Below are 25,165 nucleotides of genomic sequence, written 5' to 3'. Positions count from 1 at the left end.
AAAAATCTCCAACTTTATGGGTCGCCACAGACCTTATAAAATTGGAGATTTTATTTATGTTGAATATATTACACCTTTTTTCACTTGGTCGAAGTTCGCTGTGATTTCAGCGGATATTAGAATTATCTGCGAGGAAAGATTTATCCACACAAAAAGCGCAAACACTCCGACGAGTGGGCCGTAAGTCAATGACATATTTGAAATATTCGATACATAGAAAGAATACAATACTGTAATCAATGACCAGCCAACTGTCGCGATGACTCCTCCCATAAGTGCGGATTTCCACTTGATACTTCGTGTTGAATCGAAATCGGGAGCGTATTTGTAAAAAAGCGTGAATCCAAAAACCATCACGACAATAGGGATTAAATACCTGAAAAATTTTGCTATTATTGGAATGTTGAAATCCAAGTATTGTTCGATTAAATCGAGAATCACTCCTCCGAACGCTATGAAAACCAGCGTGATTGTCAACAACAAGACCAGCACAATTGTGAACAAAATGCTTTTTAGTTGGCTCTTGATAAATCCGTTGGCACATCTCACATTAAACGCCTTGTTCATCGCCGTAATCAATGATTTCAACGCTTTTGAACTCGACCACAACGCCACTAACAAAGAGATTGACAGTACAGATGACGACCTGTTACTTATTATCGTGTCGACGAGTGTCATCAAAATATTTCTGGTTTCTGGTGGGAAAACCTCCATAGATTTAAAAATAAAATCTATTTTGCTTGCCGCAACCATCAATACAATGTTCAACAGGACAATCAAAAACGGAACCAAACTCATTATGAAATAGTAAGTTGTTTGAGCGCTCAACAGAGAAATATTGTCGTCTTGGATAGACTGTATTAATTTTTTTATGAATAAATTTTTCTTTTCTTTTGTTCCTTTTTTCATTATTACCTCAGATAGTTTTCGAACCATTCTACGATTTCTTGAAGTCTTCTAATTCTATTTTTTGGCTTGCCCGAACGTGACAATTCGTGATTTTCTCCGTAAAACATCACAAATCTGCTGTCTACGTTGTTTAATTTCAACGCCTGAAACATTTGTATGCCTTCGGATAGAGGACATCTGTAATCTTGTGTAGAGTGGATGAAAAGTGTAGGAGTGTGAGCGTTTTTTGCATATTTTATTGGAGATTTGTCCCACAATTTTTCGTAATCTTTCAAAACAGTTTCGGTGTGGTTTTGGTCAGTCCCGAAGTAATAACCAATGTCGGAAATCAAACTGAAAGAAATCCAATTTGAAATCGAACGTTGCGACACAAAACAGTCGAATCTGTCGGTGTGAGTCATCATCCAATTTGCCATAAATCCGCCGTAAGAGCCACCTGTGTAGCCCAACTTGTCGATAGGATATTTTTCCATGACGATATCTGTGAATTTCATCAAATCGGAGTAATCAACATCTCCGTATTTTCCACGAATATCCATAAACTCGTTTCCATATCCGTCGCTTCCACGAGGATTTGTGTAGAAAACGAAATATCCCTTAGCGGACAACAATTCCATTTCGTGAAAGAGCACTTCGCCGAAGACGGTTTTCGGACCGCCGTGAACAGACAAAATTCCAGGATATTTTTTTGTTTCGTCGTAATCTTTTGGATAGATAACCCAACCTGTAAATGAGTTTTCATCATTTTCAAACTCAAACTTGTCCTTTTTGCTTATTTTGTAATTCACGCTGTTCAAATCAGTCAATTTTTCGAAATTTTTGTACACTTCTTGTCCGTGATTTTCAGTTTGCATAACACAGTACAAATCATCATTTTTCACTGAAATCATATTGATGGAATTACTTGTAGAAAAAATCGTCTCGAAATTGAAATCCAAATCCATCCTCAAAACACAGCTCTTGTAACCTTCAAGAATGATGAAATACATAAAATCATCAGTCTTGTCGATTTGACAGCCAGAGCCGTATTTCAAATCAGAGCCGATAGAATTGTACAAGCAGTAGTGTTCTTGGTTCAATTGAATGGCTTTGTTGTCTTTGACTTTGTAGATTTCACAGTCCTGATTGAGTCCGTTGTTTTTGCCATCAGTTGCGACGATTATAACCTCGTCGTTGAAGTATTTAACAGAGGCAATCATATATCCCGTTAAAATCACATTTTCTTTTCCCGAGTTCAAATCGTACTCGACCAACTCATCGTGAATATCCATCAAATTTTCGAAGGAATTTCTGGCGAAAACAATCTTGGAACTGTCGTCAGAAATATCGACAGAAGAAATATTTGAAAATTCATCCGTAAGAATGTCAAACTTGTCGATGCTCGGGAAAAATCTCACGAGTCTAGTTCTCTTCTTGTCAGTAAATCCGACGGCGTTTTCAAAAAAAGGAATTTCTGTCAACACGCGAACATCTTCGTTTTTTTCTTCGTCTTTGATTTTCAAAAGCTCATCGTGACGGTCAAACTCGTATTTTAGAATAAAAGAATCATCCAATTCGAAAAGAATTTGAGCGTTTTTTAAATTGACGCTGAACTCATCGACAGCCTCTCCACCATCTTTAAAAAGTCTATAAAAAGATGTCAGCTCATCACATTTACAATCTTTCTTGTCGGAAGATTTATCGTCATTTTTTCTGGCAATCAACAAATCGCCATCCTTCAATTCAAAAAACGAGCTGTCGCTGTTGTGATTTGTGAACTGTCTATTGCCGTTGATTTTGTAAATATTGGAATCGTATTTGTTCTCTTCTACGTTTGCCTTCGTTGTAACGCAGAAAATGTTATCAGAATTTTTCAAAGCTTTTAAATTAGATACAAATGTAAAATCCTTGAATGAATCGTAGTCAAAATATTTCATATCTTTCTCCTTTCAATTTGTTAAATAAATTATATCATATTCAATTTTTTTCAATATACTTTAGGAAATTAAAAATGCCGATGAATTTTAATGTAAATATTTTGAAAGTTGGATTATATTTATTAACTCATTGTAAAATAAATGTAATAAAAAATTTTTAGAGATGAGTTATACAAAATTTTTCCACAAAAATTTGCAAAAAATTGTGGAAAAAAGATGGCTTATTTTATGATATCCACAAAGTTATCCACATTATCCACATTTATCCACATAAATTTACCAACAATTTCCGAAAAATTGTACTGAATATTTTGTGAATATCAATTGGATAATTTACGATAAATTTATGGTAAGATATATGAGAGGTGAAAATAAGTGAAATTGAATGAAGATTTTTCAGAATTAAAACAGCGAATTATGATAAATATTAAAAGCAGAAACCTCTATTTTAAGACGATTTTTGAGTGCGAAAAGCTTTTGGATGATGATTTGTCGGCGCTAGAAGAAAAAGAATTTTTCGTGACGGAGGATTTGTTCAAATCAGAGCTTAAAAAGCTTAACAGCTACATAGAAGATTGTGCACAAGTTTCTTTGCAAAGCAAATTGTGCGAATTTGCTTTTTATTTTTTGTTGATAACTTTGGCGGGAACTGTTGTAAATTTGTTGAAAACATTCCTCGCACTGGGATTTGAGATTGTCGTTGTGAATGCAGTCGTGTTGTATTTGACGGCGTTTGCGGCTGTAATCGCAACACCTATTATAATTTACCGCAAGGAAAAGAGGTTTGATGACAAAAATTTCAAACGCATTCTGATTTTCATATCTGCTGTTGGGATTTTTTTGTTCTCGTATTTTTCGATTACTTCGGGTCCAATCAAAAAGGATTTGCTCCACTTGAACATATTCGTCTACATTTTAATCGTATTAGTCTTGTCGGCGGTGACGATTTTTTTCAGAAAATTATCTACTAAATGATTTTGACTTTTGAGTTTGGGTTTTGATTAATCTATTAATGCGATTTTTTTATATTAAATGAATTGTGCTATAATATGTGATATTGATTAATTTTACAAGAGGGGAAATGATTATGAAAAGAAATATAAATCTCATCAAAAAAGTTATGCCGTATTTCAAAAAATACAAATTTATTTTGCTTTTCGATTTGTTTTGCGCCGCATTGACTACCGTTTCGGATATGGTTTTGCCGATGATTTTGAGGCGAATTACAAATGCTGGTCTTGGCAAGTTCACATTGACACAGGAAATGGTGTTGAGAATGGCGGGGCTTTTGTTGGTTATGAAAATAATAGATTTGTTTGCGGGATATTATATGACGAGAACTGGGCATATAATGGGAGCTAGGATTGAAACGGATATGAGATACGACGTGTTCAATCATCTGCAAAAACTCTCCGATTCGTACTTCAACGAGACAAAAGTCGGTCAGATAATGGCGAGAATCACATCGGATTTGTTCGATATTACAGAATTTTCGCACCACTGTCCAGAAGAGTATTTCATAGGATTCATAAAAATCATCGTGTCGTTTTCGATACTGATTAGATTGAACAAAATCTTGACTTTGATTTTGTTCTTGTCAATTCCACTAATGATTGTATTTGCATCGAAATACAACAGAAAAATGAGAAAGGGATTTAAAGACCAAAAAAATCACATAGGGGTTTTGAACGCTGACATCGAGGACAGTTTATTGGGAGTTAAAGTTGTAAAATCATTCGCAAATGAAGATGTCGAGATTGAGAAATTCCAAAAGGGCAACAAAAAATTCTTGGACATAAAATCAGAAACTTACACTTCAATGGCGGGATTCAACACGATTACAAAAGCATTTGACGGAGTTATGTACATCATAGTCGTTTTGTTTGGAGGACTTTTTCTCGTGCAGGGGAAAATGAGTAGCGGCGACATCGTAGCTTTCATCCTCTACGTTCAGACACTACTCACAACTGTGAGAAGAATAGTGGAATTTACAGAACAATTCCAACGTGGAATGACTGGAATCGAGAGATTTACAGAGATAATGAACCAAGATATCGAAATTTTTGACGACGAGGATGCTGTTGAACTTCAAAATGTAAAAGGCAAAATCGAAATCAAAAACGTAAGCTTCAAATACAATAACAACAACGAAAATGTCCTTCAAAATATTTCGTTTACCATCGAACCCGGACAAAAAGTTGCATTGGTCGGACCTTCGGGCGGAGGAAAAACGACGTTGTGCAATTTGATTCCGAGGTTTTACGATGTAGAAGACGGAGAGATTTTGGTAGAAGGAATTGACGTTCGCAAAATCAAACTTCAATCGCTGCGTTCAAATATCGGAATGGTTCAGCAAGATGTGTATCTTTTCAGCGGAACTGTCAGGGAAAACATACTGTACGGAAAGCCAGACGCAACGGAAACTGAAGTTATAGAAGCGGCAAAAGCTGCTGGAGCGTACGATTTTATTATGAACTTGGAAAAAGGATTTGACACTTACGTCGGAGAGCGTGGGGTGATGTTATCTGGTGGACAAAAGCAGAGAATATCAATCGCGAGAGTTTTCTTGAAAAATCCACCGATTCTGATACTAGATGAAGCGACATCTGCCCTCGACAACAAAAGCGAGTCCATCGTACAAGAATCATTGGAAAATCTGTCAAAAGGAAGAAGTTCGCTAACAATTGCTCACAGGCTTACAACAGTTCAAAATGCAGATTTGATTCTCGTGTTGACAGAAGACGGAATAATCGAACGTGGAAATCATTCAGAATTGATGCAACAAAAAGGATATTATTATAATTTATACACGCAAGGTGGAAGATTATTGGTTTAAATAGAAATACCAACCGTTAAAAAAGCGGTTGGTATTTTTTTGAACATTCATCCAATTATTTTAATGATATAATTAAAATAGATATATTTAAGGAGACAACAATGGAAATCAACGACAATATTTTATTTGTAAACTCGATAATAGATGATGCAATCAAAAAAAATTCTAGCGATATTCACATTGAGCCATTCGAAGAAACTGTTCGAATCAGATTCAGAATAAACGGAAGTTTGGTCGAATACAAAACAGTGGACAAGAGTATGCACTCCAAGATAGTAACCAGAATTAAAATAATGAGTGAACTCGACATCGCAGAAAAAAGATTGCCACAAGACGGGAGAATTACATACACTTACAAAAACTCAAAAATAGACCTTCGTATCAGCATAATCAACACAATCCACGGACAAAAATGCGTAATCAGAATTTTGAATCCAGAAGCTTTTAAAATAGGAATGCAAAACCTCGGTATTTCCCAAAACGAACAACAAATTATAGAATCATTCACCAAATTTGAAAATGGAATGGTGTTGATTTGCGGGCCTACGGGAAGCGGAAAAACGACAACGCTGTACACAATGCTCGAACAAGAAAACACAATCGACAAAAACATCATCACAATTGAAAATCCTGTCGAGTACAACATTTCCGGTATCAACCAAATCCAAATCAACGAAAAAATAGATTTGAGATTTGACAACACACTGAAGTTTGTCCTCAGGCAAGACCCATCAGTAATAATGATAGGAGAAATCAGAGATTTGGAGACAGCAAAACTTGCGAACAGAGCATCAATAACAGGTCACAAAGTCTATTCGACGATTCACACCGACGATTGCTACCAATCCATAATCAGACTAATGGATATGGGAATCGAAGACTATATGATAAGAGCATCGCTCAAAGTTGTAATAGCACAAAGACTAATAAGACATCTGTGTCCTAATTGCAAGAAAAAAGTCCAACCGACAGATGAACAATTGGAAATATTCAGAGCAAACGGATTGAATCCATCAGAAATCTACGAACCGGGTAGTTGCGAACAATGCAGCTGTGGCTACGACACGAGGCTTGCAGTTATGCAGATATTAAAAATAGATGACAATTTGAGAAGTCTAATCAAAAAAGATATGGATTTGAAATCATTGAAAAACTACGGAGAAACAAATAAAATAGACAGCCTATTCAAAAAAGCACTCATCCAAGTTGCAAAAGGAAACACATCATTTGAAGAAGCAATGAGGTTGTACAATGAAGATTGAAAATTTCATAAAAGATGACAGCATATTGAAAAAAGAAATCAACTTCAAAATCTCGAAAAAGAAACTATTTTTATTTTTGAGACAGTTTTCGATACTTTTGAACGCCAAAATCCCAATCATCGAAATAGTGAAACTACTCAAAGAACAAAAAGAGTTCAAACAATTAAAACCATCACTAAACAAAGTCTACGACAATTTGAACAGTGGAATGAGCGTGACAGAAAGTTTCTCAAACGACAAAAATTTCGACGCGTTTTTCACATCAATGCTCAAACTTGGAGAAGAAAGCGGAAAGCTCGACAAAGTAATCTACGATTTGAGCAAATACTACGAAAGAACATACGACATCAACAAAAAAATACAAAACGCAATGATTTATCCGATAATACTGTCAATAACGGGAATCGTGATGCTGATATTTATGCTAAAAAATGTAATACCAACATTCATAGACTTATTCGAAAGCTCGGATATGATACTCCCATTATCTACGAGAATCTTGATTAAAGTGTCCACAATAATCAACGAAAAAGGAGCATTCATACTACTGTTAATAATCGCAGCCGCAGTAGTATCAGTTACAGCATATCGCAAAACGAAGTTCGGATATTTTGTCGATAAATTTAAAGTGACAAACCATATTTTTGGAAAACAAATTCAAATAGTAATCTCATCAGAAATCGCACGAAGCCTCAGTATCGCACACAAAAATTCGATGACAATACTAGACGGACTAGTAATAATCCAAAAATCGATGAAAAACAAATACTACAGACAAGAACTATCCGAAATATTCACCGAAATAGAATCGGGAGAGTTCACATTAGAAGAATCATTCAACAAAAGAAAAATAACACCTCAAGTCTTCAACTCAATGCTAAAAGTCGCAGAAAATACCGGAGAATTGGGAGACATATTTGAAAAATTGTCAGAATTTTATGACGGCGAAGTAGAATACGCAATAAAATCATTCATAAGCATACTAGAACCAATGCTGATAATATTTATGGCACTGATAGTAGGCATCATAGTAATATCAATCACAATTCCTATGTTTGACGTGATAAATTCATTCAATTAAATAAAAATCGAGTAACATTTTCGTTACTCGATTTTTTTGTTTTTCTGGATAAAGTGTTGCGAGATAAATTCAAAAATTATTTCACAAAACTGTTTTCGATACGTTTTTCGGTTTCCATATCGAAATACAAGATGTCGGATTCGTCAACGTAGAATGTGTACGTTTCAGACACGTTGTAATTTTTGTTTTCGAAATCTTTTATTACGATTGAATTTCCTTGAAGTGTTCCGTAGAGGTATTTCTCGGAGCCTAAGTTTTCGATGGAATTTATTGTAAGCTCAAATTTGAATCCGTTTTTTTGGTTGTCAGTAGGTTTTTCCGGTCTAAATGACATATAGAACGGTTTTTTGTAGGTGAATTTGTAAGTATTGTCGTCAAGATTCAAATCCCCGTCTACTTTTATGAAGTTTGTTGGGGCAGAGCCGATGAAGTCTGCGACGAATTTGCAGTTTGGGTTGTTGTAGATTTCGTCGCTGTCGCCAACTTGTAGGATTTCTCCTTTTTTCATCACGACGATTTTGTCGCCCATTGTCAAAGCTTCTGCTTGGTCGTGTGTTACATATATAAATGTTTTGTGCAATTTGTTTTGTAGATTTGTTATTTCTGTTCTCATCTTCAATCTCAATTTGAAGTCCAAATTGCTCAATGGTTCGTCCATCAAAAATGTGTGTGGGTGTCTGACGATACATCTTCCGAGCGCTACCCTTTGTTTTTCTCCACCTGAGAGCGACGATTTTCGCTACAGACAAGACCGATGGGCTTGCGGCGATATGTTTTTTGTGTATCCGGGAAAATCGGGAATGCCGGAAATTAGTTTGCGCTTGAAACAATTGATGTATGGAAACAAAGACTATTCGTTTTTGAGATATTGCGAGTCGAAATTGGGAAGGGATTTTGTTGTCGGTTTGGTAAAAGAACTAACTGGAAATGTTGAGGATTTGAAATACGACAGTGAAACTCGAAAACTCGTAGGTGGATACAAAGACGACTACAATTTATTGGAATCCATCAAGAAAAAATTAGCTGTAAAACTTGAAAAATTATAATTTAAAAAGGGCTGTTGATCAGCCCTTATTTTTATTCCACATTGATTACCTTGTCGAAAAGTTTGGAGTCTTCTTCGATTTTGCTGTCGTTACCAACAACGACTAAGTGATTTTCTTTCATTGCCTTTTTTATCAAACCAGAAAATTCTTTTAGTTCATCAACTGTTGTGTGAAGCATATTGTCGAGGTATTCTTCGTAGTCTTGTATTGTTTGCTTCGTCAAATACATATTTATAGCACGGGTTCCCTTAGTGAGTGTTGTCATCGGCGGATTGAATTGGTTCACAGTTCCGATGATGAATTGTTTCATTTCTTTTTCATCGAAGTTCATATTTTCAATGAATTTGTAAGTTTCATCGTAAATATCAATTGTGTGTTTGATGTTAGGGTCTCTGTAAGAGTAGACATATACAATACCACTCAAACTTACACTCATTCCAACTCCGTACGCCCCTCCTTTTGCCCTTATTTCGTTGTACAAGAAAGTAGTGTTCAAAATATTAGTAAGCACCGTTATTTTTGAATCGTACTTGAATCCGTATTTTTTCAAATCAGCAGATTTTACAACGTAGTTGACATTCGAAGATGTCTTGTACGCTTCTTTTAACTTGAAGAATTTTGAAGGAGTTCTTTTGGAAAATTTATCGTCCTTTTTAATATTCACAATCACAGACTTTTGCAATTTGTCGAAGAATTTAATTGCAGCATCCTTTTCGTTGATTACTGTTACAATCATATTTTTTCTGTTCACGATTTTCTTGTAGTATTCTCTCAACTTGTTCAAAGTCATTTCCGCTTTGTCATCGAAATCGCTCAACACGTCGCATAATTTTTCGTAATAACTAAATCCAGAGCACTCATCTTCCAACACGCTTTTTTCGGAGAATGATGCAAGAGACCTTGTGAGTGCAAATTGATTTCCAGCTTCCAAGATTTTTTGCTTGTAATCTTGCTTTAAGTTTTGAAGAATGTTTTTGAATCTGTTTTTGTCTGTGAATTTCACATTGAACAAATACTCTTCTAGTATTTTGATGCAATCATCTTCGGTGTTTTCAATCGTTTTGAAGCTGAATACGAATTTGGAGTTCAATTCACCAGTATCCTTGACATTGTTCAATAGAATTGAGGTAAAAATCCCACCGGATTTTAGATATGTTTCGGTGTACAGTTTTTTGTAATCGAAGTTTTTCGTGTCACTCAATCCGATGTAATCCGACAACAACGACAAATAGAAGTAGTCTTTTTGAGAAAAGTTCTTCAAATCAAACATAAACGATGCGTAGTGAATGTTCGATGTGAACAGATTTGGATTTAAGAAAGTGTAGTCGTCAACTTTTTTCTCTATTATCTCCACATCTTCAAGCTTTGAATCGATGTCTTCAAGCTCTAATGTTGGGATGGTGTCTTTTTGTTCTTGGGAATCCTCTTCTGATTGGAATTTTTCCAAGTTTTTGTTTAACTCTATTAGCTCGTTCAATTCTTTCTCGGACAGACTTTCCTTGTATTTTTTTAACTTTTCCTTGATTTCGTTGTCTTTTTTCAAATTAAGACCACAAGTTGCTTTCAACGACAAAATCAATTTGAAGTTGTTGTTCAATAATTTTTCTTCGATAAATTTTTCGTAGAAATCAGTGTCGATTAATTTTCTGCATTCGGCTAGAGTTTCTGAAAATTGCAACTGGTCGTAGTAGCTGTCAGTGTACATAAAACTTAGTGCTGATTTCAAGAAATATATGACACCTTTTGTGTGAAAACTTCCAGCTTCTTTCAAATCGTATTCCAATTTGTTGAGAGTTGAAGTGAGTTCGTCCTTGTCGATTCCGTTTTTTACGATGCTTTCCAATTCGCTTTTAATCAGTGACTCAAAAATCTCTGTTTTGTCAACACGAGAGTTTTCGGCGATTACTCCCATCGTGAGTTCCTGCCCATAAGAAGACACACTTTCGACAGATTCGCACAAGTTTTGTGCCAACAATTTTTCCTTTATAATCGCGGATTCATTCGAGAAAAGCACATCATTTAAAATACTTGAAACGAAAACATCTCTCACATTTGTGACATGACCAGTATTGACAGCATAAACCAACACATCTTTTCCGTCAGGATTTTCTTCTTTCGAAATATTGTATTCAACTTGAACTTTTTTTACTTTTTCAAATGGCTTTTGGTAAGCTATGTCTGAGTCGATTTTCTTGTAGTCATATTCATCCAAATATTCTGACAAATGGTCCAATTCTTCCTCGATATTTCCATTTCCGTAGAAATAAATGAATGAATTTGATGGATGGTAGTATTTGTCGTGAAACTCCAAGAATTTTTCATAAGTCAAATCTGGGATATTGTACGGATTTCCGCCTGAAGAATACGAGTAAGTCGTATCTGGGTACAAATACTTGAACAACTCGTCAAAAATAATCGTGTAAATTGAACTGTAAGCGCCCTTCATCTCGTTGTAAACAACGCCGTTGTATTTGATATCGTCGTCAACTTTTTTGATTTCGTAGTGCCATCCTTCTTGGTAGAAAATATTTTTCTTTTTGTAAACAATAGGATTGAACACAGCGTCCAAGTAAACATCGACCAAGTTTTTGAAATCCTTCGCGTTACGACTAGCGACAGGATAGCAAGTCTTGTCAGGATAAGTCATCGCATTCAAAAATGTTTGAAGAGATGATTTCACTAAATCCATAAATGGCTCACGAGTTGTGTATTTCTTAGAGCCATTTAATACAGAGTGCTCCATTATGTGAGCGACGCCTGTACTATCTTGTGGAATGGTCTTAAAAGCGATTGAAAAAACTTTGTTTTCATCGTCGTTTGAAAGCTTCAATATTTTCGCCTTTGTCTTTTCGTGTTCGAAAAGATATGCCGTTGAATTGATGTCGGACAATTCTCTTGTATCTATTAATTTAAAATTTTTATAGTTTTGCATAAAAATCTCCTTTTATTTTTTTAATATATTATATCAAATAGTGAAAACTTGATAAAGTGACAATGCCAAGTAATATAAATTCCAGTTTGAAAAATAATTTTCTGTCGATTTGGGTATAAATAATTATTCGATTGATTAAAAAAACCAGTGAAAATATTGTATATGGTATAATGAATATCAAGTGAGAGGTGAAATAAATGAAATTAATATCGTGGAATGTTAACGGATACAGAGCCGTTTGGAAAAAGGGATTTAAGGAAGCGTTCGACAGATTGAATGCAGATATTTTCTGTTTACAAGAAATCAAAATGAAAGAAAATCAAATGACCGATGAAATGAACATCGAAGGTTATCACAGATATTCTTATTCTGCAAACAAGGCAGGATATTCTGGAACTTTGGTGTATTCAAAAGTTGAACCGATTGGTGTGAGTTTTGGAATAGGAATTGAGGAACACGACAACGAAGGACGTGTGATAACTTGTGAGTACGAGGATTTTTTCTTGGTAAATGTCTACACTCCAAATTCCAAGCAAAAACTAGAAAGATTGGATTACAGAATGGTGTGGGAAGATGAATTTCACAATTATTTGAACATTTTAAGAGATAGAAAGCCTGTTATTGTTTGCGGGGATTTGAATGTGGCTCACAATGAAATTGATTTGAAAAATCCACAGTCAAACAGACGCTCGGCTGGATTTACTGACGAAGAGAGAAACAAAATGTCGATTTTGTTAAATGATGGATACATCGACACGTTCAGATATTTTTATCCAGACAAAAAGGACGAGTATTCATATTGGTCGTACTTCGCAAAGGCGAGAGAGAGAAACGCAGGATGGAGAATTGATTATTTTATTGTCAGTGATGATTTGAAGGATAATCTAGTGGATGCGAAAATTCATCAGGACATTTTCGGCTCAGACCATTGTCCGGTTGAATTGGAAATAAATTTTTAAGGAGAGGTTATGAGTAGAAATAGAATTTGGATAAGTGGAGCGAACGGAAAAACTGGGAAAGTGTTGCAGAGATATCTCGATCCGTTTGAAGACGAGGTTCTTGCAACTGACAAGGACATTGTTGACATTGTAAATTCTGACGAAACTTCAATTTTTGCAAGACGAAACAGACCGAATATAATTATAAATTGTTCAGCACTTACAGACCCTGTTTTGTGCCAAGAAAATCCTGACGAAGCTTTCAGAGTAAACGCTTTGGGAGCTAGAAATATGGCAGTGGCAGCAAATACAGTGGATGCGAAAATAATTCATATGTCCGCAGATGATGTTTTTAGTGGACAATCGAGAAGCGCTTACAGAGAATACGATACTCCTCATCCTACGACGATGTATGGAAAGAGCAAATTGATGGGCGAAAATTACGTAAGAGAATTTAGTGTCAAACATTTTATTTTGAGAACAAGCTGGTTGTTTTCTCCTGTAAACCACAGAGTTGAAGATATAATCACCGAAGCACAAAAAAATGGAAAAGTTTACGTTCCGAGAGCTCAGTATTCATCTCCTACAAGTGCGTATCAATTGGCGGAATTTATCGTGAAATTGATGAATACTTACGACTATGGAATTTACCATGCGAGTTGCGAAGGCGTTGCCAGCAGAAAAGAATTTGCAGAAGAAATTTTAAAAATCAAAGGAATTGATGCACAAGTAATTGAAGATGAAAACCTCAGAATTTCGGGATACAGACCGGATTTTACCGCGCTCGAAAACTTTTTGTTGAACACTTCTAATATCTACAAATTCACAGATTGGCAAACTTCTTTGAGAAAATACATCGAAAAAAACAATTTATAACAACAAAGAAAGGATTAGTATGAAAAAGAAAAAATTAGGACTGACAACTCAAATTTTCATCGGATTATTTTTGGGATTGTTTGTGGGAATAATTTTCAATCTATTCATTCCTTCATCTTATATAAAAGACACAATAATAGTCAACGGAGTATTTGATGTATTGGGACAAGGATTTATTAGATTGATGCAAATGCTTGTAGTACCTCTTGTGTTCTTCTCATTGGTAACTGGTGCTATGAGTATGGGAGACACAAAAAAATTAGGAAAAATCGGCGTCAAAACACTCGTGTTTTACTTGATAACGACGGCGTTGGCGATAACACTTGCACTATTGTTGGCATCATTTATCAAACCGGGTGTTGGAATTGACCTCAGCAAAGTTGCAGAAGCCAACACACAAGTGGCAAAATCAGTGTCGTTTAAGCAAACACTTCTCAATTTGATTCCGACAAATCCAATTCAAGCGATGTCTGAGGGAAATATGCTCCAAATAATTTTCTTCGCACTTCTCATCGGAATAATTTTGGCGAACTTAGGAGAAAAAGCACACAATGTGGCAAATATTTGCGAAGAGTTCAACGACATCATGATGGATATGACAATGATTGTAATGAAATTTGCGCCAATTGGAGTGTTCGCACTAATAGCAAAGACTTTTTCGAGCCTTGGATTCTCAGCGATTTTGTCGATGCTAAAATATATGCTAACAGTTATAGCGGGATTGGGATTGCAACTTTTATTAGTGTATATGGTTTTATTGACGATTTTTGCAAAAGTAAATCCATTCAAATTCTTGAAAAAATTCTTCCCGGTTTTGGGATTCGCATTCTCCACATCATCTTCAAATGCAACAGTGCCAATGAACATAAACAAATTGGAAGAGATTGGAGTTAGTAGGAAAATTTCTTCATTCACAATTCCACTTGGAGCTACAATAAATATGGACGGTACTGCTATTATGCAGGGAGTTGCGGTTGTGTTTGCGGCAAATGCTTACGGAATACATTTGACACCGCAAGATTTTCTGACAGTAATCGCAGCGGCTACTTTGGCATCGGTGGGCACAGCGGGTATTCCTTCCGTTGGTCTTATAACTTTGTCAATGGTATTCAATTCTGTTGGACTTCCTATTTCTGCAATCGCAATGATAATGGGAATAGACAGAATATTGGATATGATACGAACTGCAATCAACATAACAGGAGATGCAGTGTGCACAGTCATCGTCGCAAAAGGAGCTGGCGAAGAATATTTCGACAAAGAAAAATTTAACTCGTAAAATTAAAAAATCACAAAAAAATGTGAACTAAGTTTGTATTCTTAGTTCACATTTTTGATTTTGAAATTATAGTTCTCGAATTTTATCGACTAATTTGTCAAATTGCATTGCATGAGATGCTTTTACCAAAATCAACGTGTTGTCGACAATTAATTCTTTTAATTTGTCCAACAATTCTTGCTTCGTTTTGAAATAAAACAACTTGTCCTCTGCAAAATTGGCACGAGCTCCTTTGATTATGTTTTCTGCGAGGATTCCGGTTGCGAGGATGTAATCTATTTTTTCTGGATTGATAGATTTTCCGATGTTTTTGTGAAGAGTTACTTCGTTATCTCCAAGTTCTAGCATATCTCCGAGCACGGCGATTTTTCTCGTGTAACCGTGAAGACCGTAGGCAGTTTCGAGACAGCTTGTCAATGATTGAGGATTTGATTTGTAACTGTCATTTAAAATGTGGAATCTGTCCAGCAAAATAAGCTCGTTTCTCATTCCAGTAAGTTCTATATTTTTAAGTCCTTTTGCGATGTCGGAATAATCCAATCCCAAAAGTTCAGCGACAATTATCGACATTGTTGCGTTATACATTTGATGTTTGCCGAGCAATTCGATATTGAACACGTGATTGTTTACAGAAAATGTCGAGCCTGTTTCGTCAGCTTTTATCATTTCCATTCTGTAATCGCTGTCTGGTTTTACTCCGAAGCTTATTGTTTTTTCGGGCAATTTGTACTCTGTTTTTACTTCTCTGAGAACGGCGTCGTCGTTGTTCAATATAAACACGCCATCTTCTTTTAAACCTTCAAGGATTTCGAATTTTGCCCTTGCGATGTTTTCTCTTGTTTTCAAATTTAACAAATGGCTGTCGCCGATGTTTGTAATCATAGCGATGTCTGGATGGGCGATTTTGGTAAGCTGACTTATCTCTCCGAAATTTTCAGTTCCCATTTCCAATACGCAAACTTCCGTGTCGTCGTCTATGTCGAAAATCGTCTTTGACAATCCAATCTCATTGTTGTAGTTTTTTTGTGTTTTAACGACTTTGTATTTTTGCTTTAACAGTGAACTCATAATATCTTTTGTAGTCGTCTTACCGTTCGAACCTGTTATGCCGATGACTTTTACATCGAGGCTATTGATGTAGCCTCTTGCCAAATCCATCATAAATTCTTTTGTGTCATCGACTTCGATTACTGGATAATCGTTAATGTTTCTGTAATCTCTGTTGACTACACAACAAGAAGCACCTTTTTCAAATGCAAGGTCTATGTAGTTATTGCCATCAAAAGTGTCGCCTTTGAGCGCAATAAACATATTGTCTTTTTGAATTGTTCTTGTATCAGTAGAGATGCCCTTGACGATTATATCGTGATATTTTTCATTTATTATCGTGTTAGTAAGTTCTGTTATTGTTTTTAAATTTCTTTGTAACATAATTACCTCTCTAACTTAAATGATTTATTTTTTTCGTATTCTTCCACTGCCAAATCAATTAAATTGTCAAATACTTCCGAAACTGTCATATTATTTGTGCATTTCCACAAAATTGGAAACATCGAATGAGGAGTTAGTCCGGGAACTGTGTTGATTTCGTTGACCATTAATTTGTTGTCGTGAACGAACATATCAACTCTCGAAAATCCCGATAAGCTCATCAATTTGTAGACTTTTTCCGCCAAATGTCTTGCTTTTAATTCTAGTTGTTCATCCATTGGAAATGGTGTAAGCATTTCTGTTTTTGAATCGTTGTATTTTGCATCGTAATCGAAAAATTCTACATCGTGAATTTGGTAAACACCAGGGCGTGATGCGACTGGATTGTCGTTTCCCATAACGGCGATTTGAAGTTCAGGGCCTGTTATTTCTTCTTCTACTAAAATTCTTCTGTCGTATTGGAATGCGTTTTGAATGGCTTTTTCCAATTCTTTTTCTGTTTGCGCTCTCATAACGCCCACAGATGAACCAGCGTTACATGGTTTGACGTAAACAGTAGAAGATGTCTTTTTGAAAATCTCTTGCAAATTGTATTTTTCGTTTTTGCATAGCACGACATATTTTGCTTGTGGAATTTTGTTCAATTCGAAAATGTCATTAGTGTAGCCCTTGTCCATACAAAGAGCCGAACCCAAAACGTTACAGCCAACAAATGGCAAATCCAAAACTTTTATGAAACCTTGGATAGTTCCGTCCTCACCGTAGCTTCCGTGAATTGCAGGGAAGATAACCGTATTTTCAGGATTGATTTTTTTGATTACTTCACTGACAGATTCTATTACTGAAAGATCAGTGTTAAGAATCAATTCTTCATCTGATTTTATTTCTTCAGTGATGTTTTCTTTCATTATAAATTTTTTATCACGACGTACGAAAATCGCACTGACGTTGTATTTTTCTTTTGACAAGTTATTAATCAATGTTCTAGCGCTTGTGATGCTGACTTCATGTTCAGTGCTAGGGCCACCGTATAATACATATATATTTTTTTGCATAAATTATTGTCCTTTCTTGTGACTCATTAATATATTACTATAACTATTCGATTATATCAATAAAATCATAAATTGTTTCTTTTTTGTTGATTTTCATAAAAATACATACAAATTAAATAGGAATAATTTTTTGTGGTAAAATGTATATAGACAAATAAAATGGAGGATTTTATGGAAAAAAAAGATTTTGTCGAGCGATTTGAAAATATTTTGTTTGATTTGTTTGGGAAAAATTTGCAATCTTCTACAATAAAAGAAAAATACATAGCATTTTCAAAATTAATTATGAGAGAATTATCAGAAGATTGGAAAAAAACTTCCGAAAGGAATTTAAACAAAAGAAATGCCTACTATTTTAGTGCTGAATTTTTGATTGGTAGGTCGTTGGGCAATAATTTGTTGAATATGGGAATTGACGAAGAATACAAAAATCTTCTGTCTGATTTGGACATAGATATCAACGATTTGGAAATCCAAGAGGAAGACGCTGCGCTGGGAAATGGTGGACTTGGAAGACTTGCGGCGTGTTTTATGGAAAGTGCGGCGAGCTTGTCGCTTCCTCTTACAGGATATGGCGTGAGATATCGTCAAGGACTTTTCAAGCAGTATTTCCACGATGGTTTTCAAATGGAAGTGGGAGACAATTGGACGTTGGACAAGGACCCTTGGTCACGACGTGTAGAATCCGAATCGAAAATCATTAGATTTAAAAATCAAATTGTAAAAGCAGTTCCTTATGATATGCCTGTTGTAGGTTATAAAAACCATGTGGTAAACACGTTGAGGTTGTGGCAGGCTGAAAGCGATGACGGGTTTGATTTTCAAAAATTCAACAATTTTCAGTACGATGAGTCAGTAAAAGAAAAAAATCGAGCGGAAGATATCACGAGAGTTTTGTATCCCAACGACATTCAACGACCGGGAAAGGTTCTTAGACTCAAACAACAGTATTTTTTCTGTAGTGCTTCCGTTCAAGATATAATCGAAAAGTATGAGAAAAATCATCCAGACGATAAAATTTTCGAAGATTTTTCAAAATTCAACACGATTCAGTTAAACGATACTCATCCTGTGATTGCGATTGCTGAAATGATGAGGATATTGATGGACGACAAGAAGCTTTCGTGGAAACAAGCTTGGAATGTCACTAACAGTGTGTTCAATTACACAAACCACACTATTTTGCAAGAAGCTATGGAGAGATGGTCTATCGATGTAGTTGACGAGGTCAATCCGAGGATTATGGATATAATTTCAGAAATCGACAGGAGATTTGTCAGCGATTTGACGGGGCTTTATTATTCGATTGACAGAATCGACAATTTGAGAATTGTAAAAGATGATACAGTTAATATGGCTCATTTGGCAATTGTGACATCTATGAAGATAAACGGGGTTGCGAAAATCCACACAGAGATTTTGAAAAACGACACATTAAAGCAATGGCACGATTTGTATCCCGATAAATTTGTTAACAAGACGAATGGGATTACTCCTAGACGTTGGTTGTTTTATTCTAACCCCGAACTCACACAATTTATCACAGAGATTATCGGAGATGATTGGAAGAATGATTTGACGAAACTCAAAGAACTTGAAAAATTCCAAGACGATGAAAAAGTTTTGGACAGATTGATGGAAATCAAACTTCACAACAAAATCAGACTTAAAAAGTATATAAAAGAAAAAGAAAACATTGATGTCGATGAAAATTCGATTTTCGACATACAAGTAAAGAGACTTCACGAATACAAGAGGCAGTTGTTGAATGCTTTTCATATTTTGAATTTATATTACAAAATAAAAAACAGAGAAATCAACAACATACAAAAACAGACTTTTATTTTCGGTGCAAAGGCGGCTCCCGGATATTTTAGGGCGAAGGCTATCATTAAATTCATAAATGAGGTGAAAAACCTCGTAAACAATGATGAAGAGGTAAACAAATTTATAAAGGTTGTGTTTTTAGAAAACTACAACGTGTCAATCGGAGAACTCGTTTATCCTGCAGCTGATGTCAGTGAGCAGATTTCCACGGCGGGAAAGGAAGCTTCGGGAACTGGAAATATGAAATTTATGTTGAATGGTGCATTGACTTTGGGAACTTATGATGGAGCGAACATCGAGATTTTCAATCTGGCTGGAGAAGAAAATAATTTTCCATTCGGTGCGACAGTGAACGTGTTAAATTCCATAAGAGACACCTACAACCCAGTGGAGTTCTACTATAGAGATGCAAACATAAAGCGCGTCGTCGACACTTTACTGAGCGATTTGATAAATGACAATGGTTCATTTATGTTTTTGGATATTTACAATTCGTTGGTCAACAGAGATTCATCGCAAAAATTGGACGAGTATTTTGTTCTAAAAGACTTTAATGATTATGAAGACTGCCACGAAAAAATACTGCAAACATACGTTGACAAGAGAAAATGGGCTAAGATGAGTTTGATGAATATTGCAAATTTCGGAGAATTTTCATCGGACAGGACAATAGAAGAATACGCAAATGAAATTTGGAGGATAAAATCTAATGAAGAAGTTTAAAAAATCTGATATCAATTCAAAATCTTTTAATAAAGGGAATAAAATATTGTTTTTTTACGCAGATGGAATTTGCCCTTGTATCCCTGCAAAGAGTGACTTGGAAGATATCGAGAAGTCATTTCAAGGTGAGATAGAGTTCTACGAGTATTTTGTGAAAAAAGTAAAAGAAATCGCAGACGACGATATCATAAAACATTTTGAAGCTATGCCTTTGCCAACGACGATTTTCATAAAAGATGGCAAAGTTGCAAACAGACTTGTAGGGGATAATTCTAAGTCGGATTACAGAAACCACGCTAACAAATTACTGGAAGGAAAATAGGAGAACATCTTGGCTAATTTATTGTTTGAGGATAGGATAAACGAGATTCTCGATAATCTCAAAGAGGAAAATGAACGAGAAAGTACGAAAATTACATTTTGTTCATTTGACAAGCACCATTTTGACAAATACCAGATGACTGACATCAACGACATTGAACTAAGAGATGACAGGATTAATTGGGTTTACATCACGGGACTATCTGACACTGATAATTTTATAAAAATGAAAGAAAAGTTTAATATTCATCCTCTTATAATAGAAGATATGCTTGATGTTGAACAGAGGACAAAAATTGAAGCCTATGATGATTATTTGTTTGTGGTAAGTGACACTGTAGATTACGATATGTTCAACAGCGTAAAAGAATTGACGTTCAATCAGATTTCATTCGTGTTGAAGCACAATTTATTGGTGACAGTAGAGCAGAACAAATCTTCTTCATTTGACAGGATAATCGGTAAATTGGAGCACGCAACATTTTTTAGACCGAAGAGCACAGACGGATTGCTGCAGATTTTGTTGGATGCTTTTATCGACAATTATTTTCAAATTTTCAACCTCATCGGAGAATACATCGACGATTTGGAAGAAACTATGATGAAAAATCACGACGACGACATTTTGAACGAACTTTACACAATGAAAAAGAATTTGATTTATCTTAGGAAAACACTGTGGCCGCTTCGCTCGGTAATCAGCGAATTATCGAAATTTCGAGTTAGCCTTATAAGCAACAACACGTCGATTTATATGAGGGATTTGTACGACCACATCATTCAAATGCTCGAATTTATCGAAGTGTATCACGATATGATAAACTCAATGATTGACGCTTTCGACACGAATATTTCAAACCGAACGAACGAAGTGATGATGGTGTTAACTGTGTGGTCGACAATATTCTTGCCACTGACATTTATGACTGGCGTGTACGGGATGAACTTCAAATATATGCCTGAGCTTCAAGGAAGATACGGATATATTTTGTTTTGGATATTGGCTATTATCATAACTTCAGTGATGATTTTTTATTTCAAAAAGAAAAAATGGATTTAATACAAAGGAGTTTTTATGGAAAACAGTACTTTTTTGGCGTCTGATTATGAAAAAAATCAGATTGATGCCATCAAAAAATTACTGCGAGTTTATTACAGTGCAGACATTGAATTTAGCAAGAAATTTACGAGCATAAAACCTGATATTGACGATGAGAATTTGATAAAAATTATAAAAAAATTAGATGAAAATATCACACGAGATTTTTTAATAAAATACGCAAACGAAATAAATATGATGGCGTATAACGAAGAAAACAAGCTTTGTTTTATGTACGATGCCAACAGAAAATTCACACAAATGAGAAAAATCGCACTCACAAATTATCCGAAAGGAAAACTCTATGGATTTTGCGTTGAAAAATGGATACAAAAATGCGAAAAAATTAATTCTACATCAGCTTCTGACACTCAAAACGCGATTTTGAACACAATGCTTGATATTTGTTGCGAAAAAAAGAACATAATGGTTGTCAGGATTTCACAAGATGATTTTGATTGGACAGACGATAAGGCAATGCAAATGATGGATGAAATTGTGAGTAACATTAGAAAAGGAGATTTTTGCTGATGAAAGTTATATTGGCTGTTGACAGAAACTTTGCGATTGGAAAAGACGGCGATATGTTGTTTTCGATTCCAGAAGATATGGCGCGATTTAAAAAATTGACGACTTCTAATATTGTGATTATGGGAAGAAAAACTTTGCAATCACTTCCCGGCTCAAAACCACTAAAAGACAGAATCAATATTATCGTGACGAGTAAAGACATAGACGGATGTATTTGCGTCAAAAACAAGGACGAATTGAAGCTGACTTTAGACGAGATAAATCCAAAAAAGAAAATGACAGAGTACTTGATTGGTGGAGCGTTGACAATAGAATCGCTGATAGATTTGGTGGATGAATTTCTCATCACTTATGTAGATGAAGAATTTGAACACGATGCAAAGATAAGAAACCTGTTCGAAGATGGAGATTTTTATGTGAGCGAGGAATCTGAAACAAAAAAATACGGAAATCTGAATTACAAATACATTGTGTTCAAGAGAAAATAAGTAGGGCGACCTACTTTTTTATTGTAAAATTACTACGATTTGTCAAAATTATATTTGAATATATTGTGTTGTGATATAATACGATTACGGAGGTGTAGACAATGCGATGTCCTAATTGCAACGAAAAAGTGTTAGATGATGTGAATTTCTGTCACAATTGTGGATATAATTTGAAGCAATATAGAGAAAATTTGAATTTGCAGCGTGAAATCACGAATGATGAAGACAAAAACAAAAACAAAGACAAAGACACAAAAGATACGGACTATGAGTTTTCAAATGACGTGATGAATATTTTTAATATACAATCAAAATCCAATCAAGACGAACAAGCTGACAGGATTATTGAAGAAAACAAAGCGAAAAATCGTCCTAAAAAGATAGAAGATATTTTCCAAGTTATCAACAAAAACAATAATCAACAAAAAGATTTTAGCAATGTTTCGCAAGAAGAAAAAAATATAAATTATCAAGATTTCAATGACGACGAAGAAGACAACGACACAATTTTTATCACAAAAGGATATGACGACAATCAAAAAAAGATTAGAAGGGATGAATCCATCAAGTTTACATCGGAAAAAGAGTTTACCGTTCATAAATTCGATATGGAAGATGAAGACGAGGACGATATGGACAAATTGTTTGACAATTTGAAAATAAATTCCAAAAAAGTTTTTGACAAAGTGAATTTGTTCTTCACAAAAATCTTGACAAAAATGGTCAAAGGAAATGCAACTTATGCGATTTCTGCCAGGATTTTCGCTGTGATATTTTCGGCGGTTCCATTGTTGTTGTTCTTCATCAACACGACAAACAATTGGACATTGCTACAAAAAATGAGAGCAATCGTGGTCGTAGTAGCAGTGCTTTTGATAGATATTTTACAGAAATTATTGTCTTATAATCTTGGATTAAAGCTTTCGAACATAAAAATGTATCAACCGTTGGACAAACTGTTGAAGAAAAACATCGTGGTTTTGCTCACACTTATAGAATCCGCTATTTTAACAGTATTTGCAGTAATAACGGCAGGAGGACTTGCAGGATTTGGCTCATCCGTGTTCACCTTCACGTTTTTGGGAGCACACTCATTCGTGTACCTTTTAGTTCTCTTAATAATGATATTTTTTGCGACTGTAATGTTGAACGATAGATACGATTACGACAACTTTATGAAGGTGTACGGACTAAATGCAGCGGGAATTTTGGTGACAAGACTTGTCATATTTATGGTGGTTATGACGCTTCTTCAAAAAATATTTTTCGGATTGGCTCCGGGATTGATGTAGGTTTATTATGATATACACAGTGACTATGAATCCGTCAGTTGAATTTGTGACGGAAATAAGCAAATTTAATATCGACAAGGACAACTTATCAGAAAATGATATGATGATTCCAGCTGGAACGGGGATAAATATATCGAGAATATTGAAACAACTTGGACTTCCATCGGTAGCAACGGGCTTTTCCGGAGGATACACGGGAGAATTTGTAGAAGATTGGCTAAAAAGAGAAGATATAAAGACAGAGTTCATCAAAATAGATGACAACACAAGAATCAACATCAAAATCACAGGCGACACTTCCTCGTTTATAGAATCAAAAGGACCTAACATATCGAACCAAGAATTACAAGAATTGTTGTACTATTTGTCAAGAGTAAAAGAAGGCGACACATTGTTTCTGTCAACTGCATTTCCGAGAAACATAACAGAAACGGTGATAGAGAGAATGATTGCAATATCAAAAGCCAACAAGGCAAATTTTGTAATTGACATCGACAAATACTACCTCGAAAAATTCCTTTACGAGCCATCACTACTGGCGAGTGTGAGCGTAAAATGTCTAGCACATTTATTCAAAACAAAAATCAACACCGAAGAAGACTTGCTCGAATTAAAAGACGAAATATTTCAGTTTAAATCTAAATTCACAGTAGTTCCATTTGTGGAAGGATTTGTGTATCTTTTCGCTGATGAAAAAATCTACTCATTCAAAACCGAAAACATACCGAGCCAAAAAAAAGAATTATTTGTCGATTCAATTATAGCTGGATTTGTCGGCACATTCATCAGAACCTCAGATTGCTCAAAATCATTTAAAATGGCAAACGCCGTGGCTTCAGCAAGCAGCAAGACGAAAGATTTAGCAAAAAAATACCTAATCGAAGAATGTCTGGAAAATTCGAAAATTAAAAAAATTCAATAAAATAAAAACAAAAAAACAAGGCAATGAAAGATTGAAAATCTGTCAAACCTTGTTTTTTATTGTGTAATAAATTAAGAAATGGAGATTTATTAAAAATAAACTCGAGATATTTAAAATGATTGTACCATTGTAATATGGCAAATGCAAGTTTTTTGTTAATGAAATCAAATTCGACAAACTATTAAAAATAGGCTCATAATTATTTCCACTTTAACACAATAAAGGAAAAAAGTCAAGTAATTTTTTATGCAAAAACAAAAAAACAAAATCAAAACAAAAAAAATTCAAATGAATAAAAATAATTTTAAAAAATTTTCATAATTAATTTTAAATACGAGCAATAAGGGAGGAAACCGAAATCACAAATTTAATTTATTTTTTCAAAAAGTGCAATATAATAC

At 35.0% G+C, this 25,165-nt stretch carries 21 protein-coding genes; 15 read left to right on the top strand and 6 right to left on the bottom strand.

The features are described from left to right. Positions 1–54: 54 nt before the first annotated feature. Both Q0X02_RS03690 and Q0X02_RS03685 read right to left on the bottom strand, forming a co-directional pair. Positions 55–909, bottom strand: coding sequence for a YihY/virulence factor BrkB family protein (locus Q0X02_RS03690; protein WP_297811725.1), 855 nt, complete (start codon positions 907–909; stop codon positions 55–57). Between the two features lie 2 nt (positions 910–911). Beyond that, a complete protein-coding gene (locus tag Q0X02_RS03685) occupies positions 912–2,825 on the bottom strand; it encodes a S9 family peptidase (protein ID WP_297811722.1) in 1,914 nt (637 codons plus the stop codon). 375 nt (positions 2,826–3,200) lie between these two features. Here Q0X02_RS03685 and Q0X02_RS03680 point away from each other — a divergent pair, with 375 nt between their 5' ends. The 4 genes from Q0X02_RS03680 (at position 3,201) to Q0X02_RS03665 (ending at position 8,004) form a co-directional block, all read left to right on the top strand. After that, positions 3,201–3,800 carry a hypothetical protein gene (locus Q0X02_RS03680; protein WP_297811720.1) on the top strand — a complete coding sequence of 200 codons (600 nt, stop codon included), beginning with the start codon at positions 3,201–3,203 and terminating at the stop codon, positions 3,798–3,800. Positions 3,801–3,912: 112 nt separating this feature from the next. Next, the gene (locus tag Q0X02_RS03675; protein WP_297811718.1) at positions 3,913–5,661 is read left to right on the top strand and encodes an ABC transporter ATP-binding protein; all 1,749 of its coding nucleotides are present in this window, start codon (positions 3,913–3,915) and stop codon (positions 5,659–5,661) included. A gap of 101 nt (positions 5,662–5,762) precedes the next feature. Continuing rightward, the gene (locus Q0X02_RS03670) at positions 5,763–6,923 is read left to right on the top strand and encodes a GspE/PulE family protein (RefSeq protein WP_297811715.1); all 1,161 of its coding nucleotides are present in this window, start codon (positions 5,763–5,765) and stop codon (positions 6,921–6,923) included. Then, positions 6,913–8,004 (top strand): type II secretion system F family protein, encoded by a 1,092-nt coding sequence (locus tag Q0X02_RS03665; RefSeq protein ID WP_297811713.1) that lies wholly within the window; start codon positions 6,913–6,915, stop codon positions 8,002–8,004. Before Q0X02_RS03670 ends, Q0X02_RS03665 begins: the two co-directional genes overlap by 11 nt. 76 nt (positions 8,005–8,080) lie before the next feature. On the opposite strand, the gene Q0X02_RS03660 is transcribed toward Q0X02_RS03665, so the two are convergent. Continuing rightward, positions 8,081–8,662 carry an ABC transporter ATP-binding protein gene (locus Q0X02_RS03660; RefSeq protein ID WP_297811710.1) on the bottom strand — a complete coding sequence of 194 codons (582 nt, stop codon included), beginning with the start codon at positions 8,660–8,662 and terminating at the stop codon, positions 8,081–8,083. A gap of 112 nt (positions 8,663–8,774) precedes the next feature. On the opposite strand from Q0X02_RS03660, the gene Q0X02_RS03655 reads away from it, so the two are divergent. After that, positions 8,775–9,050 (top strand): glycoside hydrolase domain-containing protein, encoded by a 276-nt coding sequence (locus Q0X02_RS03655; protein ID WP_297811776.1) that lies wholly within the window; start codon positions 8,775–8,777, stop codon positions 9,048–9,050. Positions 9,051–9,081: 31 nt separating this feature from the next. Here the strand turns inward: Q0X02_RS03655 and Q0X02_RS03650 are convergent, their stop codons facing one another. Further along, on the bottom strand, positions 9,082–11,982 hold the full coding sequence (locus tag Q0X02_RS03650) for an insulinase family protein (RefSeq protein WP_297811707.1): 2,901 nt from the start codon (positions 11,980–11,982) through the stop codon (positions 9,082–9,084). Positions 11,983–12,179: 197 nt separating this feature from the next. On the opposite strand from Q0X02_RS03650, the gene Q0X02_RS03645 reads away from it, so the two are divergent. Genes Q0X02_RS03645 through Q0X02_RS03635 form a run of 3 tightly spaced genes read left to right on the top strand, consistent with a single transcriptional unit; the run spans position 12,180 to position 15,075 of the window. Beyond that, complete coding sequence (locus Q0X02_RS03645; protein ID WP_297811704.1) at positions 12,180–12,941, top strand: exodeoxyribonuclease III; 762 nt, start codon at positions 12,180–12,182, stop codon at positions 12,939–12,941. Positions 12,942–12,950: 9 nt separating this feature from the next. Then, a complete protein-coding gene (locus Q0X02_RS03640; RefSeq protein ID WP_297811701.1) occupies positions 12,951–13,796 on the top strand; it encodes an NAD(P)-dependent oxidoreductase in 846 nt (281 codons plus the stop codon). Between the two features lie 19 nt (positions 13,797–13,815). Then, entirely contained in the window at positions 13,816–15,075 is a 1,260-nt protein-coding gene (locus Q0X02_RS03635) for a dicarboxylate/amino acid:cation symporter (RefSeq protein WP_297811699.1), read from the top strand. 66 nt (positions 15,076–15,141) lie between these two features. Here the strand turns inward: Q0X02_RS03635 and murF are convergent, their stop codons facing one another. Beyond that, positions 15,142–16,506, bottom strand: coding sequence for a UDP-N-acetylmuramoyl-tripeptide--D-alanyl-D-alanine ligase (murF, locus tag Q0X02_RS03630; protein ID WP_297811697.1), 1,365 nt, complete (start codon positions 16,504–16,506; stop codon positions 15,142–15,144). 2 nt (positions 16,507–16,508) lie between these two features. Then, positions 16,509–17,561, bottom strand: a complete 1,053-nt coding sequence (locus tag Q0X02_RS03625; RefSeq protein ID WP_297811694.1) for a D-alanine--D-alanine ligase family protein — start codon at positions 17,559–17,561, stop codon at positions 16,509–16,511. A 171-nt stretch (positions 17,562–17,732) separates the two neighbouring features. Here Q0X02_RS03625 and Q0X02_RS03620 point away from each other — a divergent pair, with 171 nt between their 5' ends. The 7 genes from Q0X02_RS03620 to Q0X02_RS03590 all read left to right on the top strand — a co-directional run bounded on the left by Q0X02_RS03620 (position 17,733) and on the right by Q0X02_RS03590 (position 24,764). Next, on the top strand, positions 17,733–20,111 hold the full coding sequence (locus tag Q0X02_RS03620) for a glycogen/starch/alpha-glucan phosphorylase (protein WP_297811691.1): 2,379 nt from the start codon (positions 17,733–17,735) through the stop codon (positions 20,109–20,111). Continuing rightward, positions 20,098–20,433: a co-chaperone YbbN gene (locus Q0X02_RS03615; RefSeq protein WP_297811688.1), complete on the top strand. Its 336-nt coding sequence runs from the start codon at positions 20,098–20,100 to the stop codon at positions 20,431–20,433. The genes Q0X02_RS03620 and Q0X02_RS03615 overlap by 14 nt, the downstream gene beginning before the upstream one ends. Positions 20,434–20,442: 9 nt before the next feature. After that, entirely contained in the window at positions 20,443–21,492 is a 1,050-nt protein-coding gene (gene corA / locus Q0X02_RS03610; RefSeq protein WP_297811686.1) for a magnesium/cobalt transporter CorA, read from the top strand. A 15-nt stretch (positions 21,493–21,507) separates the two neighbouring features. Then, positions 21,508–22,062: a hypothetical protein gene (locus Q0X02_RS03605; protein ID WP_297811683.1), complete on the top strand. Its 555-nt coding sequence runs from the start codon at positions 21,508–21,510 to the stop codon at positions 22,060–22,062. Further along, positions 22,062–22,550 (top strand): dihydrofolate reductase, encoded by a 489-nt coding sequence (locus Q0X02_RS03600; protein WP_297811680.1) that lies wholly within the window; start codon positions 22,062–22,064, stop codon positions 22,548–22,550. The genes Q0X02_RS03605 and Q0X02_RS03600 overlap by 1 nt, the downstream gene beginning before the upstream one ends. A 101-nt stretch (positions 22,551–22,651) precedes the next feature. After that, positions 22,652–23,842 (top strand): zinc ribbon domain-containing protein, encoded by a 1,191-nt coding sequence (locus Q0X02_RS03595; RefSeq protein WP_297811677.1) that lies wholly within the window; start codon positions 22,652–22,654, stop codon positions 23,840–23,842. Between the two features lie 7 nt (positions 23,843–23,849). After that, on the top strand, positions 23,850–24,764 hold the full coding sequence (locus Q0X02_RS03590; RefSeq protein WP_297811674.1) for a 1-phosphofructokinase family hexose kinase: 915 nt from the start codon (positions 23,850–23,852) through the stop codon (positions 24,762–24,764). Positions 24,765–25,165 lie beyond the last annotated feature (401 nt).

The sequence above is a fragment of the uncultured Finegoldia sp. genome, from assembly GCF_947252345.1.
GTDB lineage: Bacteria > Bacillota > Clostridia > Tissierellales > Peptoniphilaceae > Finegoldia.
This window is presented reverse-complemented; position numbering and strand designations above follow the sequence as displayed.

Bases quoted from the DNA above. Each gene is read 5' to 3' on its own strand.
- Q0X02_RS03690 (WP_297811725.1), bottom strand. From the start codon at position 909: ATGAAAAAAGGAACAAAAGAAAAGAAAAATTTATTCATAAAAAAATTA.
- Q0X02_RS03685 (WP_297811722.1), bottom strand. From the start codon at position 2,825: ATGAAATATTTTGACTACGATTCATTCAAGGATTTTACATTTGTATCT.
- Q0X02_RS03675 (WP_297811718.1), top strand. From the start codon at position 3,913: ATGAAAAGAAATATAAATCTCATCAAAAAAGTTATGCCGTATTTCAAA.
- Q0X02_RS03670 (WP_297811715.1), top strand. From the start codon at position 5,763: ATGGAAATCAACGACAATATTTTATTTGTAAACTCGATAATAGATGAT.
- Q0X02_RS03665 (WP_297811713.1), top strand. From the start codon at position 6,913: ATGAAGATTGAAAATTTCATAAAAGATGACAGCATATTGAAAAAAGAA.
- Q0X02_RS03660 (WP_297811710.1), bottom strand. From the start codon at position 8,662: ATGGACGAACCATTGAGCAATTTGGACTTCAAATTGAGATTGAAGATG.
- Q0X02_RS03655 (WP_297811776.1), top strand. From the start codon at position 8,775: ATGTTTTTTGTGTATCCGGGAAAATCGGGAATGCCGGAAATTAGTTTG.
- Q0X02_RS03650 (WP_297811707.1), bottom strand. From the start codon at position 11,982: ATGCAAAACTATAAAAATTTTAAATTAATAGATACAAGAGAATTGTCC.
- Q0X02_RS03645 (WP_297811704.1), top strand. From the start codon at position 12,180: ATGAAATTAATATCGTGGAATGTTAACGGATACAGAGCCGTTTGGAAA.
- Q0X02_RS03640 (WP_297811701.1), top strand. From the start codon at position 12,951: ATGAGTAGAAATAGAATTTGGATAAGTGGAGCGAACGGAAAAACTGGG.
- Q0X02_RS03635 (WP_297811699.1), top strand. From the start codon at position 13,816: ATGAAAAAGAAAAAATTAGGACTGACAACTCAAATTTTCATCGGATTA.
- murF (WP_297811697.1), bottom strand. From the start codon at position 16,506: ATGTTACAAAGAAATTTAAAAACAATAACAGAACTTACTAACACGATA.
- Q0X02_RS03625 (WP_297811694.1), bottom strand. From the start codon at position 17,561: ATGCAAAAAAATATATATGTATTATACGGTGGCCCTAGCACTGAACAT.
- Q0X02_RS03620 (WP_297811691.1), top strand. From the start codon at position 17,733: ATGGAAAAAAAAGATTTTGTCGAGCGATTTGAAAATATTTTGTTTGAT.
- Q0X02_RS03615 (WP_297811688.1), top strand. From the start codon at position 20,098: ATGAAGAAGTTTAAAAAATCTGATATCAATTCAAAATCTTTTAATAAA.
- Q0X02_RS03605 (WP_297811683.1), top strand. From the start codon at position 21,508: ATGGAAAACAGTACTTTTTTGGCGTCTGATTATGAAAAAAATCAGATT.
- Q0X02_RS03600 (WP_297811680.1), top strand. From the start codon at position 22,062: ATGAAAGTTATATTGGCTGTTGACAGAAACTTTGCGATTGGAAAAGAC.
- Q0X02_RS03595 (WP_297811677.1), top strand. From the start codon at position 22,652: ATGCGATGTCCTAATTGCAACGAAAAAGTGTTAGATGATGTGAATTTC.
- Q0X02_RS03590 (WP_297811674.1), top strand. From the start codon at position 23,850: ATGATATACACAGTGACTATGAATCCGTCAGTTGAATTTGTGACGGAA.